The organism is Candidatus Skiveiella danica (assembly GCF_022705245.1).
Lineage (GTDB): Bacteria > Pseudomonadota > Gammaproteobacteria > Burkholderiales > Burkholderiaceae_C > Skiveiella > Skiveiella danica.
In genome coordinates this window covers 24,564-38,254 of record NZ_JAKJEW010000006.1, presented here as the reverse complement: position 1 = coordinate 38,254, position 13,691 = coordinate 24,564, and the positions used below count along the sequence as shown (strand labels likewise).

Annotated in this window: 12 protein-coding genes; all 12 read left to right on the top strand. The window is 64.6% G+C overall.

The genetic code is table 11. The features are described 5' to 3' along the window. Window positions 1-23: 23 nt before the first annotated feature. The 12 genes from ACMUOY_RS04980 to ACMUOY_RS04925 all read left to right on the top strand — a co-directional run bounded on the left by ACMUOY_RS04980 (window position 24) and on the right by ACMUOY_RS04925 (window position 13,567). A complete protein-coding gene (locus tag ACMUOY_RS04980; protein WP_413891593.1) occupies window positions 24-1,067 on the top strand; it encodes an HAD family hydrolase in 1,044 nt (347 codons plus the stop codon). 55 nt (window positions 1,068-1,122) lie between these two features. Then, entirely contained in the window at window positions 1,123-2,844 is a 1,722-nt protein-coding gene (locus ACMUOY_RS04975) for an arylsulfatase (RefSeq protein ID WP_413891592.1), read from the top strand. 195 nt (window positions 2,845-3,039) lie between these two features. Next, a complete protein-coding gene (locus tag ACMUOY_RS04970; protein WP_413891591.1) occupies window positions 3,040-4,605 on the top strand; it encodes an arylsulfatase in 1,566 nt (521 codons plus the stop codon). Between the two features lie 241 nt (window positions 4,606-4,846). Then, window positions 4,847-5,695, top strand: coding sequence for a hypothetical protein (locus ACMUOY_RS04965; RefSeq protein ID WP_413891590.1), 849 nt, complete (start codon window positions 4,847-4,849; stop codon window positions 5,693-5,695). Between the two features lie 11 nt (window positions 5,696-5,706). Beyond that, window positions 5,707-7,764: a hypothetical protein gene (locus ACMUOY_RS04960; protein ID WP_413891589.1), complete on the top strand. Its 2,058-nt coding sequence runs from the start codon at window positions 5,707-5,709 to the stop codon at window positions 7,762-7,764. A 92-nt stretch (window positions 7,765-7,856) separates the two neighbouring features. Next, a complete protein-coding gene (locus tag ACMUOY_RS04955; protein WP_413891588.1) occupies window positions 7,857-8,672 on the top strand; it encodes a transporter in 816 nt (271 codons plus the stop codon). Window positions 8,673-8,995: 323 nt separating this feature from the next. Continuing rightward, window positions 8,996-9,133: a cbb3-type cytochrome oxidase subunit 3 gene (locus ACMUOY_RS04950; protein ID WP_413891587.1), complete on the top strand. Its 138-nt coding sequence runs from the start codon at window positions 8,996-8,998 to the stop codon at window positions 9,131-9,133. Between the two features lie 16 nt (window positions 9,134-9,149). Continuing rightward, window positions 9,150-9,578 carry a DUF3302 domain-containing protein gene (locus ACMUOY_RS04945; protein WP_413891586.1) on the top strand — a complete coding sequence of 143 codons (429 nt, stop codon included), beginning with the start codon at window positions 9,150-9,152 and terminating at the stop codon, window positions 9,576-9,578. Next, window positions 9,575-10,729, top strand: coding sequence for an HlyD family secretion protein (locus ACMUOY_RS04940; protein ID WP_413891585.1), 1,155 nt, complete (start codon window positions 9,575-9,577; stop codon window positions 10,727-10,729). Before ACMUOY_RS04945 ends, ACMUOY_RS04940 begins: the two co-directional genes overlap by 4 nt. Next, the gene (locus ACMUOY_RS04935) at window positions 10,696-12,180 is read left to right on the top strand and encodes an efflux transporter outer membrane subunit (RefSeq protein ID WP_413891584.1); all 1,485 of its coding nucleotides are present in this window, start codon (window positions 10,696-10,698) and stop codon (window positions 12,178-12,180) included. The genes ACMUOY_RS04940 and ACMUOY_RS04935 overlap by 34 nt, the downstream gene beginning before the upstream one ends. Before the next feature lie 89 nt (window positions 12,181-12,269). Next, entirely contained in the window at window positions 12,270-13,082 is an 813-nt protein-coding gene (locus tag ACMUOY_RS04930) for a DUF2092 domain-containing protein (RefSeq protein ID WP_413891583.1), read from the top strand. Window positions 13,083-13,099: 17 nt separating this feature from the next. Then, the gene (locus tag ACMUOY_RS04925; protein ID WP_413891582.1) at window positions 13,100-13,567 is read left to right on the top strand and encodes a DUF6515 family protein; all 468 of its coding nucleotides are present in this window, start codon (window positions 13,100-13,102) and stop codon (window positions 13,565-13,567) included. The last annotated feature ends 124 nt before the right edge of the window (window positions 13,568-13,691 follow it).

Genomic DNA, 13,691 nt, shown 5'->3' with positions numbered 1-13,691 from the left:
TTGTGTACAGAGGAGGACTTCAAATGAAACCCGTTGCATTGATGGTCGGTGTGTTGTCCCGCACCGTGGCACTGAGTGCCTTGCTGGCGCTGGGCCTGACGTTGCATGCCCAGGCCCAGACGGACCCGCTGCCATCCTGGAACGACGGCGCGGCCAAGCAGGCCATCGTCAACTTCGTGAAAGACACCACCACGCAGGGCAGCCCGAAGTTCGTGCCGCCTGCCGAGCGCATTGCCACCTTTGACCAGGACGGCACGCTGTGGGTCGAGCAGCCGGTGTATTCATTCGTGATGTATGCGCTGGAGCAGGTGCCGGCCCTGGTGAAGGCCAAGCCTGCGCTGGCCAAGACGGCCCCGTTCTCGACGGTGCTGGAGATCCTCAAAGGCGATCGCGCGGCCCTGGCGAAGCTGACAATGCCTGACCTGGAAAAGGTCCTTGCCGCCACGTACACGAACCGGTCGGTGGATCAGTTCAACGCCGAAGTGACCAAGTGGATCGCTGAAGCGAAGGACCCGCGCTGGAAGAAACCCTACACAGAATTGACCTACCTGCCGATGCAGGAAGTGCTCAAGTACCTGCGCGCCAACGGCTTCAAGACCTACATCGTCACCGGCGGCGGGCAGGACTTTGTGCGTACCTATTCCGAGAAGGTCTATGGCATCCCGCCCGAACAGGTGATCGGCACCGCCGGCGTCTTGAAATTCAGCTACGCCAAGGACGGCAAACCCTACCTGTTCAAGGAGCCGAAGCTGCTGCTGAATGACAACGACGCTGGCAAGCCGGAGGGCATCCACCTGATGATCGGCCGACGTCCGGTCATGGCTGCGGGCAACTCCACGGGGGACCAGCAGATGCTGGAATACACCAAGGCCGGTGGGGGCGCCAGCTTGTCGTTGCTGGTCCTGCACGACGACGCCAAGCGCGAATATGCCTATGGCCCTGCTCGGGGGCTGCCAGCGACCAAGGTCGGTACCTTCACGCAGGCGCTCTACGACGAGGCGAAGAAACAGGGCTGGACGGTCATCAGCATGAAGGATGACTGGAAAAAGATTTTCGCATTCGACTGATGACGGTATTTCTTCGTGTCTGGGATTGGTTCAATTTTTTTAAAGGAGCGTTGAAATGAACTTGAAACGATGGTTCGTGATGCTGGTCGCCGTGCTCGGCGTTGCGCTGGGTGTGATGGCACCGGCACAGGCGCAGGGGTCTGCCAAGAGGCCCAACATCCTTTTCATCATGGGTGACGACATTGGCTGGATGCAACCGAGCATCTACCACCAGGGGCTGATGGTCGGTGAGACGCCCAACATCGACCGCATTGGCAAAGAGGGTGCGAAGTTCATGACCTACTACGCCGAGCAAAGCTGCACGGCCGGACGCACCGCCTTCTTCACCGGCATGACGCCGCTGCGCGCCGGCATGATCCCGCCGCAACTGCCCGGCAGCCCGTCGTACCTGCAGCCCGGCACGCCGTCGTTGGCCAAGTTCCTGCTTGATCTCGGCTATACGACCGGAGAGTTTGGCAAGAACCATCTGGGCGACCATACGGCCGCGCTGCCGACGGCGCATGGCTTCCAGGAGTTCTGGGGCTACCTCTACCATCTGGATGCGATGCAGGGCGTGAGTTTCCCCGACATCAACAGTTCGCCGACCGTGCAGGCTATCGTTCCGGCCTGCAAGAACTCGCCGGTTCGCGGGCTTAGCGACCCTCCCGGCGCGGTAGATCCGAAGACGACGCTCTGCATGACGCCACCGCGCCCGGTGATCGCGTGCAAGTCTTCCGATGGCACCGAGAAGAACCAGAGCTGCAGCGACCAGGGGCCACTGACGCTGAAACGGTCCGAGACCGTGGACGAGGAGATCTCGGCCAAGGTCATCGACTTCCTGGACCGAAACGACCCCAAGAAGACCAACAAGCCGTTCTTCGTCTGGTACAACCCGGCGCGCATGCACATCACGACCATGCTGTCGCCGAAGTACATGGACATGGTGGGCACCAAGGGTGGCAAGGACTGGGGCACCAATGAAGCCGCCATGAAGCAGATGGACGACAACATTGGCGAGGTGATGAAGAAGCTGGAGGCGATGGGCGAACTCGACAACACCATCATCGTCTTCACCACCGACAACGGCGCCGAGGTCATCACCTACCCGGATGGCGGCAATACGCCGTTCAAGGGTGGAAAGCTCACCACCTGGGAAGGCGGCATGCGCGCACCGGCATTGATCCGCTGGCCGGGCAAGATCAAGCCTGGTACCGTCCTGAACGACATCTTCGCGTCGTATGACTGGATGCCGACGTTTGTTGAAATTGCCGGTGGCGCCAAGGGCAATGCGCTGAACGAGCAGATCATGGCGGGCAAGTATCCCGGCATCGTCAAGACCAAACTCAACGGGGTGAACCAGCTCGACTACCTGACCGGCAAGTCGGCAACCTCGGCACGCGACACCTTCTTCTATTACGGAGGTCCTGTACCGTCGGCCGTGCGCTACAAGAACTGGAAGATCTACTTCGCGATGGCGTCCGAGGCCAACACCGGTGGCCTGATGGGGGTCCATACCTTCCATTGGCCTTTGGTCAACAACATCAAGCGGGATCCATTTGAGGGGTCGGTCGGCTTCCAGCCCTCAACCCTGCTTGGACAGGGCGGCGCAATCGGTGCGCCAATGACCGCGTACATCTACGACTGGAACATCATTCCCGTAGGCCAGGCACTCTGGCTGCAGGAACTGGAGTCCTACGGGCCATTCCCGGCGTTGCAATCCCCGGCGTCTTACAGCCTGGCGCAGGTGCTCACCGAGGTGAAGCAACAGATGGCAAGGACCCGCGCCCGTGGAGACTAGGACGTAGCGCGCCAACGGTGGTGTGGTGGTGCGGGCGGCCCGTAAGGGTCACCTGTCAGGTTTGCCGCCATGAACCGATCCGTTCAATCCAGAAAGGCGCGGGCCGTCCCCTAGCAGGCGGCCCGCGTTTTTTCCGTTACACCCGTCCATTGCTGATCGCCTGACAAGGCTTACCCGTCCAAACTGAGGTCTGAAATGAACCTGCGCAAACTTTTTGTCGCGGCGATTGCCGTGGCTTCTGCTGTGCTCGGCACGGCGGCGCTGGCCCAGGCGCCCACGAAAAAACCCAACATCGTCATCATCTGGGGCGATGACATCGGGCAATCCAACATCAGCGCCTACACGCGGGGTCTGATGGGCTATCGCACGCCGAATATCGACCGCGTGGCCAATGAAGGCATGATCTTTACGGATTACTACGGTGAACAGAGCTGCACCGCCGGACGCTCCGCCTTCATCACCGGCCAGAGCGTCTTCCGCACCGGCCTGAGCAAGGTGGGCATGCCGGGCGCCGCGGAAGGGCTCAGCGCCAAGGACCCGACCATCGCTGAACTGCTCAAGGTACACGGCTACGCCACCGGACAGTTCGGCAAGAACCACCTGGGCGACCGCGACGAGATGCTGCCGACGATGCATGGCTTCGACGAGTTCTACGGCAACCTCTACCACTTGAACGCCGAGGAGGAACCCGAACACCGCGACTTCCCCAAGGACCCGGCGTTTCGCAAGCGCTTTGGACCGCGCGGCGTCCTGCACAGCTTCGCTGACGGCCGGATCACCGACACTGGCCCGCTGACCAAGAAGCGCATGGAAACCATCGACGACGATGTGGCTGCGCGCTCCGCTGCGTTCATCGAGCAGCAGCACAAGGCGGGAAAGCCGATGTTCGTGTGGGTGAACTTCACCCACATGCACTTCCGCACCCATGTCAAGCCGGAGAGCCTGGAGCAGTCGGGACGCTGGCAAAGTGAGTACCACGATGCGATGATCGACCACGACAAGAACGTCGGCACCGTGCTGAAGAAGCTCGACGAACTGGGCATTGCCGACAACACCATCGTCATGTACGGCACCGACAATGGCCCGCACATGAACACCTGGCCCGACGCGGCGATGACGCCGTTCCGCAACGAGAAGAACAGCAACTGGGAGGGCGCCTACCGCGTACCGGCCATGGTGCGCTGGCCGGGCAAGATCAAGGCCGGCTCGGTCTCCAATGAGATCATGTCGCACATGGACTGGATGCCGACCCTGTTGGCTGCTGCGGGCGATCCGGACGTGACGGCCAAACTGTTGAAGGGCTACCCGGTTGGCAAGATGACCTACAAGGTGCATCTGGACGGGTACAACTTCCTGCCCTACCTGACCGGCCAGGTGCCAAAGGGCCCGCGCGAGTCCTTCTTCTACTTCTCCGACGATGGCGATCTGACCGGGCTGCGATACGACAACTGGAAGTTTGTTTTCAAGGAGCAGCGCCAGCCCGGCACCCTGGCTGTCTGGTTCAATCCCTACACGGCTCTGCGCGCTCCCAAGATATTCAACCTGCGCATGGACCCCTACGAGCGGGCGGACATCACGTCGAACACCTATTGGGACTGGGTGATCGACCATGCCTTCATGGTCGGGCCGGCGGCGGGTTATGTCGGGAATTTCCTGGCGACCTTCAAGGAGTTTCCGCCGCGCCAGAAGGCCGGCAGCTTCACGATCGACAAGGTCATGGAGCAACTTCTCAACAGCCCCTCACCGGCGGGAATGAACTGATGCCTTTTCGGGCGATTTCAAAGACGGCCGTGGTTGCCGATGGCCTGCCAGGGCGGCGCATCGGCCGTGTCCGCCAGCAGCCTCAAGGGCCAGGCGCTGGGCTCCGCCTGTCGGCGCCGGGCACGGGACAGAGCACGTCGCTCCACCTCGCTGCCCGAGGCGGGCCATCCGACGCCAACGCAAGTAATGCCCAAACACCGCGCGGTCCGAACTTTTTTCAACGAGTGTGATGAGTTTTTCCATGACAAAGCCTTTGAAGAGCCCCCTTTTGCGTGCCACCCAGACCGCCCTCGCGGCCTCGATCGTGGCACTTGTGCAGCCTGTTCTGGCGCAGGATTTCATCAAGGGCGGCGAGGAAACCCTGACGCTGAATCTGGGCGGTATCGTCAACCAGTTCGACACCTCCGTCAGCGTCAATGGCGGCGGGGTGCAGGGCACGCCGATCAATCTGGAAGGCCAGGGGTTGCAAAAGAGCCTGTCGAGCCTGCAGGCCTCGGGCACCTGGCGGATCTCCGAACGCAACCGGGTCGATGCCCTGTACTTTGGTGCGAAACGCAGCGGCAGCCGCCAGAGCACGAGGGACATCACCGTCGGCGGTCAGGTGATCCCGGCCGGATTCAACGTCAGTGCCGAAACCAAGGACCAGTTTTTGGTGGCCGACTACCGCTACTCGTTCATGAAGAGCAGCGAACTTGAACTGGCCGGCCTGGTCGGCCTGTATGGCGGATGGTTCGACTTCAACGTCAGCGGCGCAGGCACCCGCCCGGGCGCAGCGGCGCCGGTCACGATTGGCACCTCGTCGTCAACGACGGTGCCGCTGCCCATCGTCGGCGCATCTGTGGACTGGTACATCCAGCCGCGTTGGAAGGTTTCGTCCATGCTGGCCGGCATGTCGGCCCATGTCGGCAGCGTTGACGGCAACATCACGGTCTTCCAGCTCGGCACCGACTACATGTTCACGCGCAACTGGGGCGTGGGCATGTCCTACATGTACGCCAAGCTCAACGCCGACGTGACGAAGTCCGGGTTCAACGGCAACCTGAACTGGAGCAACAACAGCGTCATGTTGTACGCCACTGCAAAGTTCTGAGGAATTCCATCATGATCATTCATACACACAAGGGGTATCGGCCGGGCCTGCTGTCCGTTTTGGCCGCAGGCAGCCTCGTGACCTGTGGACTGGCCATGGCGGGTGGCCTCAAGGGTCAGGTGCTGGGTGCCGGCGAGCCGGTGGCCCAGTCCACCGTGACCCTGTGGGCCGCCAGCGCCGGGGCACCGAAGCAGCTGGCGCAGGCGCGCACCGACGCCCAGGGACGTTTCAGCTTGACCGTGCCAGGCGCGGGACAGGGCACCTCGCTCTACCTTGTGGCCCAGGGCGGTCAATCCGCCGCCAACAAGGCCGCGGGCAACAACCCGGCCATCGGGCTGATCACCGTGCTGGGCAGCAAGGCGCCCGCCACGGTCACGATCAACGAGATGACGACCATCGCCGCGGTCTGGACCCACAATCAGTTCATCAACGGCACGGCCATCCAGGCCCAGCCCCTGCAGCTGAAGATCGCCGCCGGCAATGTGCCCAGCTTCGTCAACCTGGCCACCGGCGGCTGGGGCGGCACGATTCAGGACCCGCTCAACAGCGGCCAGACGCCGACCATGGGCAATTTCGCCACGCTGGCCAGCGTGCTGGGTGCCTGCGTGACCCAGGTGCGCCCCGACGCCTGCCAGACCGTGTTCCGCGCCGCGCAAGGCCCCACTGGGGCGGCGCCCGCCGACACGCTGACGGCGGCGCAGGCCATCGCGCGGGCCCCGTGGTACCAGCCCGAGCGCACCTTCAAAGCCCTGGATGTCCTGTACCCCGTGCCCGCAGGCAAGAACATGCGCCAAGTGCCCTACATGCCCTACCTGCAGGTGGCGCCAAGCGCCTGGGTGCTGCCGCTGAAGTTCGACGGCGGCGGCTATCGCGCCGGCGGCAAGGCCATGTTCGACGCCGAGGGCAACCTCTGGGTGGGCAACAACTTCACCATCGGATGGCAGGCCAGCGATGCGCTGTGGCAGGGCAACGCCAGCAAGTTCGACCCGAACGGCAAGCCCCTGTCGCCGATCACCACCGGCTTCACCGGCGGCGGCATGCAGGGCGGCACCTTTGGCGCCGCCATCGACCTGAAGGGCAACGTCTGGCTGTCGAGCTATGGCAGCAAATCGATCACCGTGTTCGACAAGACCGGCAAACCACTCACCCCGCCCAACGGCATCAACTTCGACGGTCGGTTGGGCCTGATGCAGGGCATCATCACCGCGCCCAACGGCGATATGTGGGCGCTGGGCCTGTCCAAGCGGCAGCTGCTGCATTTCCCGAAGGGTGACTGGAACAAGGGCCGTATCGTCTGCGAGGGCGACAGTGCCGAGCCGTGCAAGTCGTTCACCGCCCCGTTCCACCTGGCCATCGACCAGCAGGACCGCATCTGGGTCTCGGACAGCTCGTTCCACGTGATCCGCTTCCCCACCAGCGACCCAAGCCAGGCGCAGAAGATCGAGGTGAAGTCCAACAACAGCGGCCTGAACATCGACAGCCAGGGCAATGTCTGGGTCACCAACCGCTTCGGTCCCGGTCTGCTGGGGATGGCGCACATGGTGGACATGGCCCTCCACCTGAAGACCAAGGGGGTGCTCTCGGCCTCGGACTACCTGACCAAGCAGATGTCCGAGCAAAAGGGCGGCAGCGGCAGCGTCACCGTGCTGCGCCCCGACGGCACCCAGTTGCCGGGCTCGCCCTTCAAGGGCGGCGGCCTGCCGGGCCCTTGGGCCGTGGTGGTCGACGGCAATGACAACGTCTGGGTCAGCAACTTCGCGATGGCGTCCAGCCCGATCGTGCAGCTGTGCGGCGTGCGCACCGAAAACTGCCCGCCCGGCTTCAAGACCGGTGACCAGATTTCGCCGCCGGGCGGCTACGTCGGCGGCGGCCTGCAACTGCAGACCGACATCGCCGTCGGGCCGGCCGGGGACGTCTGGGCCATCAACAACTGGCAGGACATCGACAGCTGCTACCCCGGTGCGTCCGAGGCGCTCTCGACGCGTTGCGGTGGTCAGGGCGTGGTCATCTTCTTCGGTATGGCCAAGCCCGTGCGCGCGCCCCAGATCGGTCCGGCGAAGCCCCTCTGAGGCCTCCGCCTTCAGCTATATTGAAAGTCACCACGAACGAACGCTTGGCACGCCGGGCTGCATTGTTTTGCCGAAACCAGAGGAATCCTGACATGAACCATCCGAAGAAGTCTTTCACCCGAAGCGCCTTTGCCGCCGCCGCCCTGCTGGCCGCCACCGCTTCGCACGCCGAGATGAGCGCCGAGGAACTGGCCAAGCTGGCCCAGAACCCGGTCGGCAACCTGATCAGCGTGCCCTTCCAGAACAACACCAACCTCAACACCGGCCCGCTCAAGGGCAACCAGAACATCCTGAACATCCAGCCGGTGATCCCGATCGAGGTGACCCCGGAGTGGAACATCATCACCCGCACCATCCTGCCGGTGGTCTCACAGCCCGCCATGTTCCCCGGCGATGACCGCACCAACGGCATCGGCGACATGGTGGTGACCGCCTTCCTGTCGCCGGCCGTGCCCAAGGGCCTGATCTGGGGCGTGGGGCCGGTGTTTCAGTTGCCCACCGACACCAACGGCCTGGGCAACAAGAACTGGGGCCTGGGCGGCTCGTTCGTGGTGCTGAAGATGGAAAAGGGCGACCCCTGGGTGTACGGCGCGCTGGTCAACAACATCTGGTCGCTGACCAGTGACAAGACCGGAGGGTCCTTCAACAACGGGTTGATCCAGCCCTTCGTCAACTACAACTTTGCCGGCGGCTTCTACCTGACCAGTGCACCGATCATCACGGTGAACTGGAAAGCGGCCAGCGGCCAGCAATGGACCGTGCCGCTGGGCGGCGGCGTGGGCAAGATCTTCCACCTGGGCCGGCTGCCGGTGAACACGCAGCTTTCGGCCTACTACAACGTGGTCAAGCCGGACTACGGGCCGAACTGGCAGATTCGCGCGCAGGCGCAGCTCATGTTCCCGAAGTGAAAGGCTCGATCCCTGTGCCAAGGGCAAGGAGCGTTTCCGGCTGCTTGCCAAGCTACAAACTGCCGCCGGGCTGATCTTTCCAAAGCAACGCCAACATCACATCGAACTGGGCGGCGAATTTGCAGCGCGCTCGTCTTTGCGGCGCCGCAGCAGTGAGCGGGCGATCGCGGGACAGGAGTTTGAAGGTTTTTCGGCAACATCCCAGCGTCGGATGGTGATGTAATGCTATGAATAGGGAAGTGAGTTTTCGGCATGAAGGCAGGTGAAGACATCGAACGGGCTGGCGCCGGGCACCCATAGTTGGCAATGCAGCAGAAAGGTGAATGACCATGGAACTGACGACCTATCACGGTCTGATCATCGCTGCCTTTATCGGCGTCGTGATCTGGGCATTCGGCCGCAAGCGCAAGGCGCGCTTCGAAAAGGACGGCAAGATTCCATTCGAAAACGGCAAGCGCTGAGGCGGGAGGACCCGACATGGAAGCCCTGCTGGGATTCGAGATTGACATCTGGGACTACCTGACCTTCCTGACCCTGATGGTCTGCGTGGTGGCGCTGATCATGACCTGGCTGTTTCTGGCCGGTCTGCCGGGACGGATTGCCATCGCCCGTAAGCACCCCGAGGCCGAAGCGGTGAAGTACCTCGGCTATGCGGGCTTGTTGCCGACGGTCTATCCGTGGATGCAGGCGCTGATCTGGGCCTTCAAGCCGACCGACATCGTCGACATCCGGCGTTTCCCCCGTGCGGAAGCCATCGAGACCGAGAAGGAGATCGCGCGGCTTCGAGGCCTGCCTGCCACGATGCACGAGGCGGTGAAAGAGTCGTCGCAGGAAGCGGTTGCCGATGTTCAGACCCTGCGTTCGGGCACGGCGCCCGCCCAGGGCGCTGAGGAAGGCAAGCCATGATCCTCGGTCTCCTGATGCTGTTCGGCTACTGCTTCCTGATGTGGCTGATCTTCTTCAAGCTCAAGCTGGCCAAGTTCGGCATTCCCCAGGCGGTGATCGGCGTCTTCGTCGGCGTGCACCTGCTGATCATCTTCCTGATCGGCCTGCGCTTCATGGCGCCGCTGGCGACCGAGGCGCGGATCGTGCAGTACACGGTGCAGCTGATTCCCCGTCTGCCGGAGCCGACGCTGGTCACCGCGGTCCTGGTGCAGCCCAACGTGCCGGTCAAGAAGGGGCAGCCGCTGTTCCAGTTTGACCGGCGCCCGTACGAATACAAAGTCCGGCAGCTGGAGGCCCAGCTGGCCAAGGCCAGGCAGAACGTGCTGGTGCTGCAGGCTGATACCCAGATCTATGCGCAGAAGGTGGTCAAGCTGCGGGCCGACCTGGCCTATGCGCAGTACCAGCAGAAGCTCTCCGCCGACCTCGCCGCCAAGGGCGCCGGGCCGCAGGAGGATGCACAGAAGTGGACGGCCCAGGTGGCGGCGGACGAGGCCGCCATCAAGGAGGCCCAGGCCGAAGCGGCGCGCGCCACCCTCAACTACACATCCAACATCAATGGCGTGAACACGTCCGTGGCGGCGGTGCAGGCGGAGCTGGACCAGGCGCGCTACTACCTGGACAACACGCTGATGGTGGCGCCCGAGGACGGCCGGGTGATCAACCTGCAGGTGCGCCCGGGCATGGTGGCGGGCGATATCCGGGCCGGCGCGATTGCCTCGTTCGTCGTGGATGCCGACCGCTACCTGCTGGCCAATTACTTCCAGGAAAACCTCAAGTACGTCAAGCCCGGGCAGCCGGTCGAGGCGGCAATCGACCTCTACCCGGGGCAGATCTTCCGGGGCAAGGTGCTGGAGATCTGGCCGGGCAGTGGCGCCGGGCAGATGCTGCCCAGCGGCACGCTGCCCAATTTCCAATATGTGCCGACGGATCGGCCACAGGGCCAGTTCGCGGTGGCGATCCGGCTCGATGATCCGGACCAGGCCCGATTTCCGATCGGTACCCAGGGACGCGCCGCGATTTACACGAATCCGGAAAGCTGGTTTGTCCCCCTGCGCAAAATCATGTTACGTGCCTACTCATGGTTCAACTGGGTTTATCCGTTCTCCGGCTGATGCGCCGCCACGGCTGGCGCCTGAGCCTGGTCGCCGGCGCGGTCGTGGTGGCGGGGTGTGCGCTGAAGGAGCCCCCCACGCATTCCGCGGTTGTCAAGCAGGCGCTGCCCCAGGGCACCCGCATTCCGGGCACCTGGCGCGCCGGTGACCGCGCCGGCGAGGTCGGCAATGGCTGGGTGGCCCAGTTCAACGACCCCGCGCTGCGGGCCATCGTGGACGAGGCCATCGCACACAACCCGGACCTGCGCGCCGCAGCGGCCCGCGTGGCCATCGCCCAGCAGACCGTGGTGGTGGTGGGGTCCAAGCTGCTGCCGTCGATCGGCATCGGACTGAACGCCCGCGCGCTGGATGACCAGGATCGCGGCAGCACGGGCAGCACGGCCGTGTTTCTGAGTGCCGGCTGGGAGGCCGACGTCTGGGGCCGCCTGCGGGCCCAGCAGGCCGCCGCCCAAGCCGGGTACCAGGCCACCGCGCTCGACTACGCCTGGGCACGGCAGTCGCTGGCCGCGACCACGGCCAAGCTCTGGTACGTGGCGATTGAATCGCGCCAGCTGCTGGCATTGTGCGAGCAGGCTGTCGACATCTACACCCGGCTGAGCACCCTGGTGCAGGACCGCCGGCGCGCCGGCAAGGTGTCTGACCTGGACGTGGTCGATATGCAGGCCCGCCTGGAGCAGGCGCAGGGCGATGTGCAGGCCGCGCGCCAGGCCTATGGAGAATCCCGCCGTGCCCTGGAATTGCTGCTGGGGCGTTACCCGGCGGCTGAAATCGAGGTGGCCACGACCTACCCGACGGTGCAGGCGATGAGCCCGGCCGGGGTGCCGGCGGCTTTGCTGGAACGACGCCCCGACGTGTTGGCCGCCGAGCAGGCGGTGGTGGCGGCCTTCCGCAACCAGGAGTCGGCTGAACTCGCCTTGTTGCCGAGTTTCGGGCTGTCGCTGGGGGGCGGGCGATTCAGCGACACCGTGCTGTCCCTGCTGCGCCTGAATCCCTGGCTCGCGACCGCGGCGGTCGGCGTGTCGGTGCCGGTGTACGAGGGGGGGGCCTTGCAGGCCCAGGTGGTGATCGCGACCGAGCAGCAGGCCCGCCTGGTGGCCCGCTACGGGGCCGTGGCGCTGGCGGCGTTCTGGGAGGTGGAAAACGCCTTGGCGGCCGAACCTTTTCTGGCCGCGCAGTTGCCGCTGGAGCAGAAGTCGCTGGCCAGCCGCCAGGATGCGGTGCGCATTGCCACCGTCCAGTACACGGCGGGGCGGCGGGATCTGCTATGGGTCAGCCAGCTTCAGGCGGGCGCGCTGCAGACCGAGGCCGGCGTGATCCGGTTGGGCAGCACCCTGCTGGTCAATCGCGTGCGCCTGGCACAGGCGCTGGGCAGCAGTTACGACGGAACGCCCGCTGCCGCCATCGGGGGGCCGTTGGCAGCGGCCTCGCCATCGGCCGGCGCTGGTTCGTGACGCGGGCTGATGCCTGGCCATGCCGGGCGCCGCGGGGCGTATGCTTGAGACCTTTGCGGCCAATTTGTAACCCGTGTTGGAGGACCTGAATGAACAAGAATCGGAAAGCCGCTGCCCTTCGGGCGTGCCTGGCCATGCTGGTGGCCGTCGGACTGCTGGGCGGTGCCGGCGTCGCGCTGGCCCAGGAAAAGCCCGCAGCCGCCCCGGTAGCACCTGCCAGCGAGATCAAGGACGAGCGCGCGCTGAAGCGGCTGCAGGCGATGAGCGACACGCTGGCCGGCGCGAAGACTTTGCGCTTCCAGTACCGTGGCCTGTTGCCGGTGACCGGGCCGACGGGGCAGTACGTCAACCTCATGGCCTCGGCCAGCGTGGTGATGCAGCGGCCCGACCGGCTGCGGGTGCAGGCCCGTGGTGACCTGTTCCCCAGCGATCTGTTTCACGACGGCAAGACCGTGACCGTCGTGGCGGCGAATCCGAAGGTCTATGCCCAGCGCGAGGCCGCCGGCAGCCTGGTCGAATCCTTCACCCGGGGCCCGCAGCCCGGTGGCGACCTGGTGACCCCGTTCATCGACCTGCTCGCGACCGATCCGTTTGCCGTGCTGACGCGAGACCTCACCAGCGCGATCTGGGTCGGCCAGTCGAAGGTCGGCGGTGTCGTGACGGATCACCTGGCGTTCACATCGAAGGATGTGGATTGGGAGGTCTGGATCGGCGCCAAGGACAAGCTCCCCCGGCTGATGGTGGTGTCGTACCGCGTCACCGGGCGCCAGCCCACGTTCACCGTCGAGCTGTCGGACTGGAAGCTCAACGGCGCCGTGCCGGCGTCCACGTTCACGGCCGCGATCCCCAAAGGTGCCACGCGCGTCGAATTCAAGCTGCAAGGCCCGGCGGCGGCCAAGTAAGGACAAGGAGCTCGGTTATGAAACAAATCAGAACGCTTGTGTTTGGGCTGGCCGTGGTGGCCGGCTCGCTGGTGTCGCTCTCTGACGCGCAGGCCTGGGTGGCCGCGCGCGGGGGCTGGGGAGGCGGCGTGGCGGTGGGGGGCTACCACCCGCCGTACTACGGGGGTTATCACCCGCCCTACGCGGGCGGCTGCTACGGCTGCGGCGCCGCGGCCGGCGCGGTGGCGGGCATGGCCGTGGGTGCGGCCATCGCCAGCAGCGCGCAGCCTGCGTACGTGGTGGCGCAGCCGGCGCCGGTGTACGTGCAACAGCCCACCTACGTGACGCAGGGCAACCTGCCGCTGGGCACGCAGGTGGCTTCGCTGCCGCCGGGTGCGGGCAGCATGGTGGTGAATGGCACCACCTACTACCAGGCCGGGCCGACCTGGTACAAGCCGTACTTCGGCTCCAGCGGGGTATACTACGAGGTGGTGCCTGCGCCGTAAGGGCTTTGCAATCGGCCTGAGCGGGTCCCAGGCAGGTTTGGAGATGCGTGTTTCGCCATGCGGGGAGCTTCGCAGCAGGGCGGACACGCACAACGCCAGAATGTCCTCGTCATTCCTGGCCCTA

What these genes read in the sequence shown, in the direction of transcription:
- ACMUOY_RS04980 (WP_413891593.1), top strand. Translation starts at nt 24, where the DNA reads ATGAAACCCGTTGCATTGATGGTCGGTGTGTTGTCCCGCACCGTGGCA.
- ACMUOY_RS04975 (WP_413891592.1), top strand. Translation starts at nt 1,123, where the DNA reads ATGAACTTGAAACGATGGTTCGTGATGCTGGTCGCCGTGCTCGGCGTT.
- ACMUOY_RS04970 (WP_413891591.1), top strand. Translation starts at nt 3,040, where the DNA reads ATGAACCTGCGCAAACTTTTTGTCGCGGCGATTGCCGTGGCTTCTGCT.
- ACMUOY_RS04965 (WP_413891590.1), top strand. Translation starts at nt 4,847, where the DNA reads ATGACAAAGCCTTTGAAGAGCCCCCTTTTGCGTGCCACCCAGACCGCC.
- ACMUOY_RS04960 (WP_413891589.1), top strand. Translation starts at nt 5,707, where the DNA reads ATGATCATTCATACACACAAGGGGTATCGGCCGGGCCTGCTGTCCGTT.
- ACMUOY_RS04955 (WP_413891588.1), top strand. Translation starts at nt 7,857, where the DNA reads ATGAACCATCCGAAGAAGTCTTTCACCCGAAGCGCCTTTGCCGCCGCC.
- ACMUOY_RS04950 (WP_413891587.1), top strand. Translation starts at nt 8,996, where the DNA reads ATGACCATGGAACTGACGACCTATCACGGTCTGATCATCGCTGCCTTT.
- ACMUOY_RS04945 (WP_413891586.1), top strand. Translation starts at nt 9,150, where the DNA reads ATGGAAGCCCTGCTGGGATTCGAGATTGACATCTGGGACTACCTGACC.
- ACMUOY_RS04940 (WP_413891585.1), top strand. Translation starts at nt 9,575, where the DNA reads ATGATCCTCGGTCTCCTGATGCTGTTCGGCTACTGCTTCCTGATGTGG.
- ACMUOY_RS04935 (WP_413891584.1), top strand. Translation starts at nt 10,696, where the DNA reads ATGGTTCAACTGGGTTTATCCGTTCTCCGGCTGATGCGCCGCCACGGC.
- ACMUOY_RS04930 (WP_413891583.1), top strand. Translation starts at nt 12,270, where the DNA reads ATGAACAAGAATCGGAAAGCCGCTGCCCTTCGGGCGTGCCTGGCCATG.
- ACMUOY_RS04925 (WP_413891582.1), top strand. Translation starts at nt 13,100, where the DNA reads ATGAAACAAATCAGAACGCTTGTGTTTGGGCTGGCCGTGGTGGCCGGC.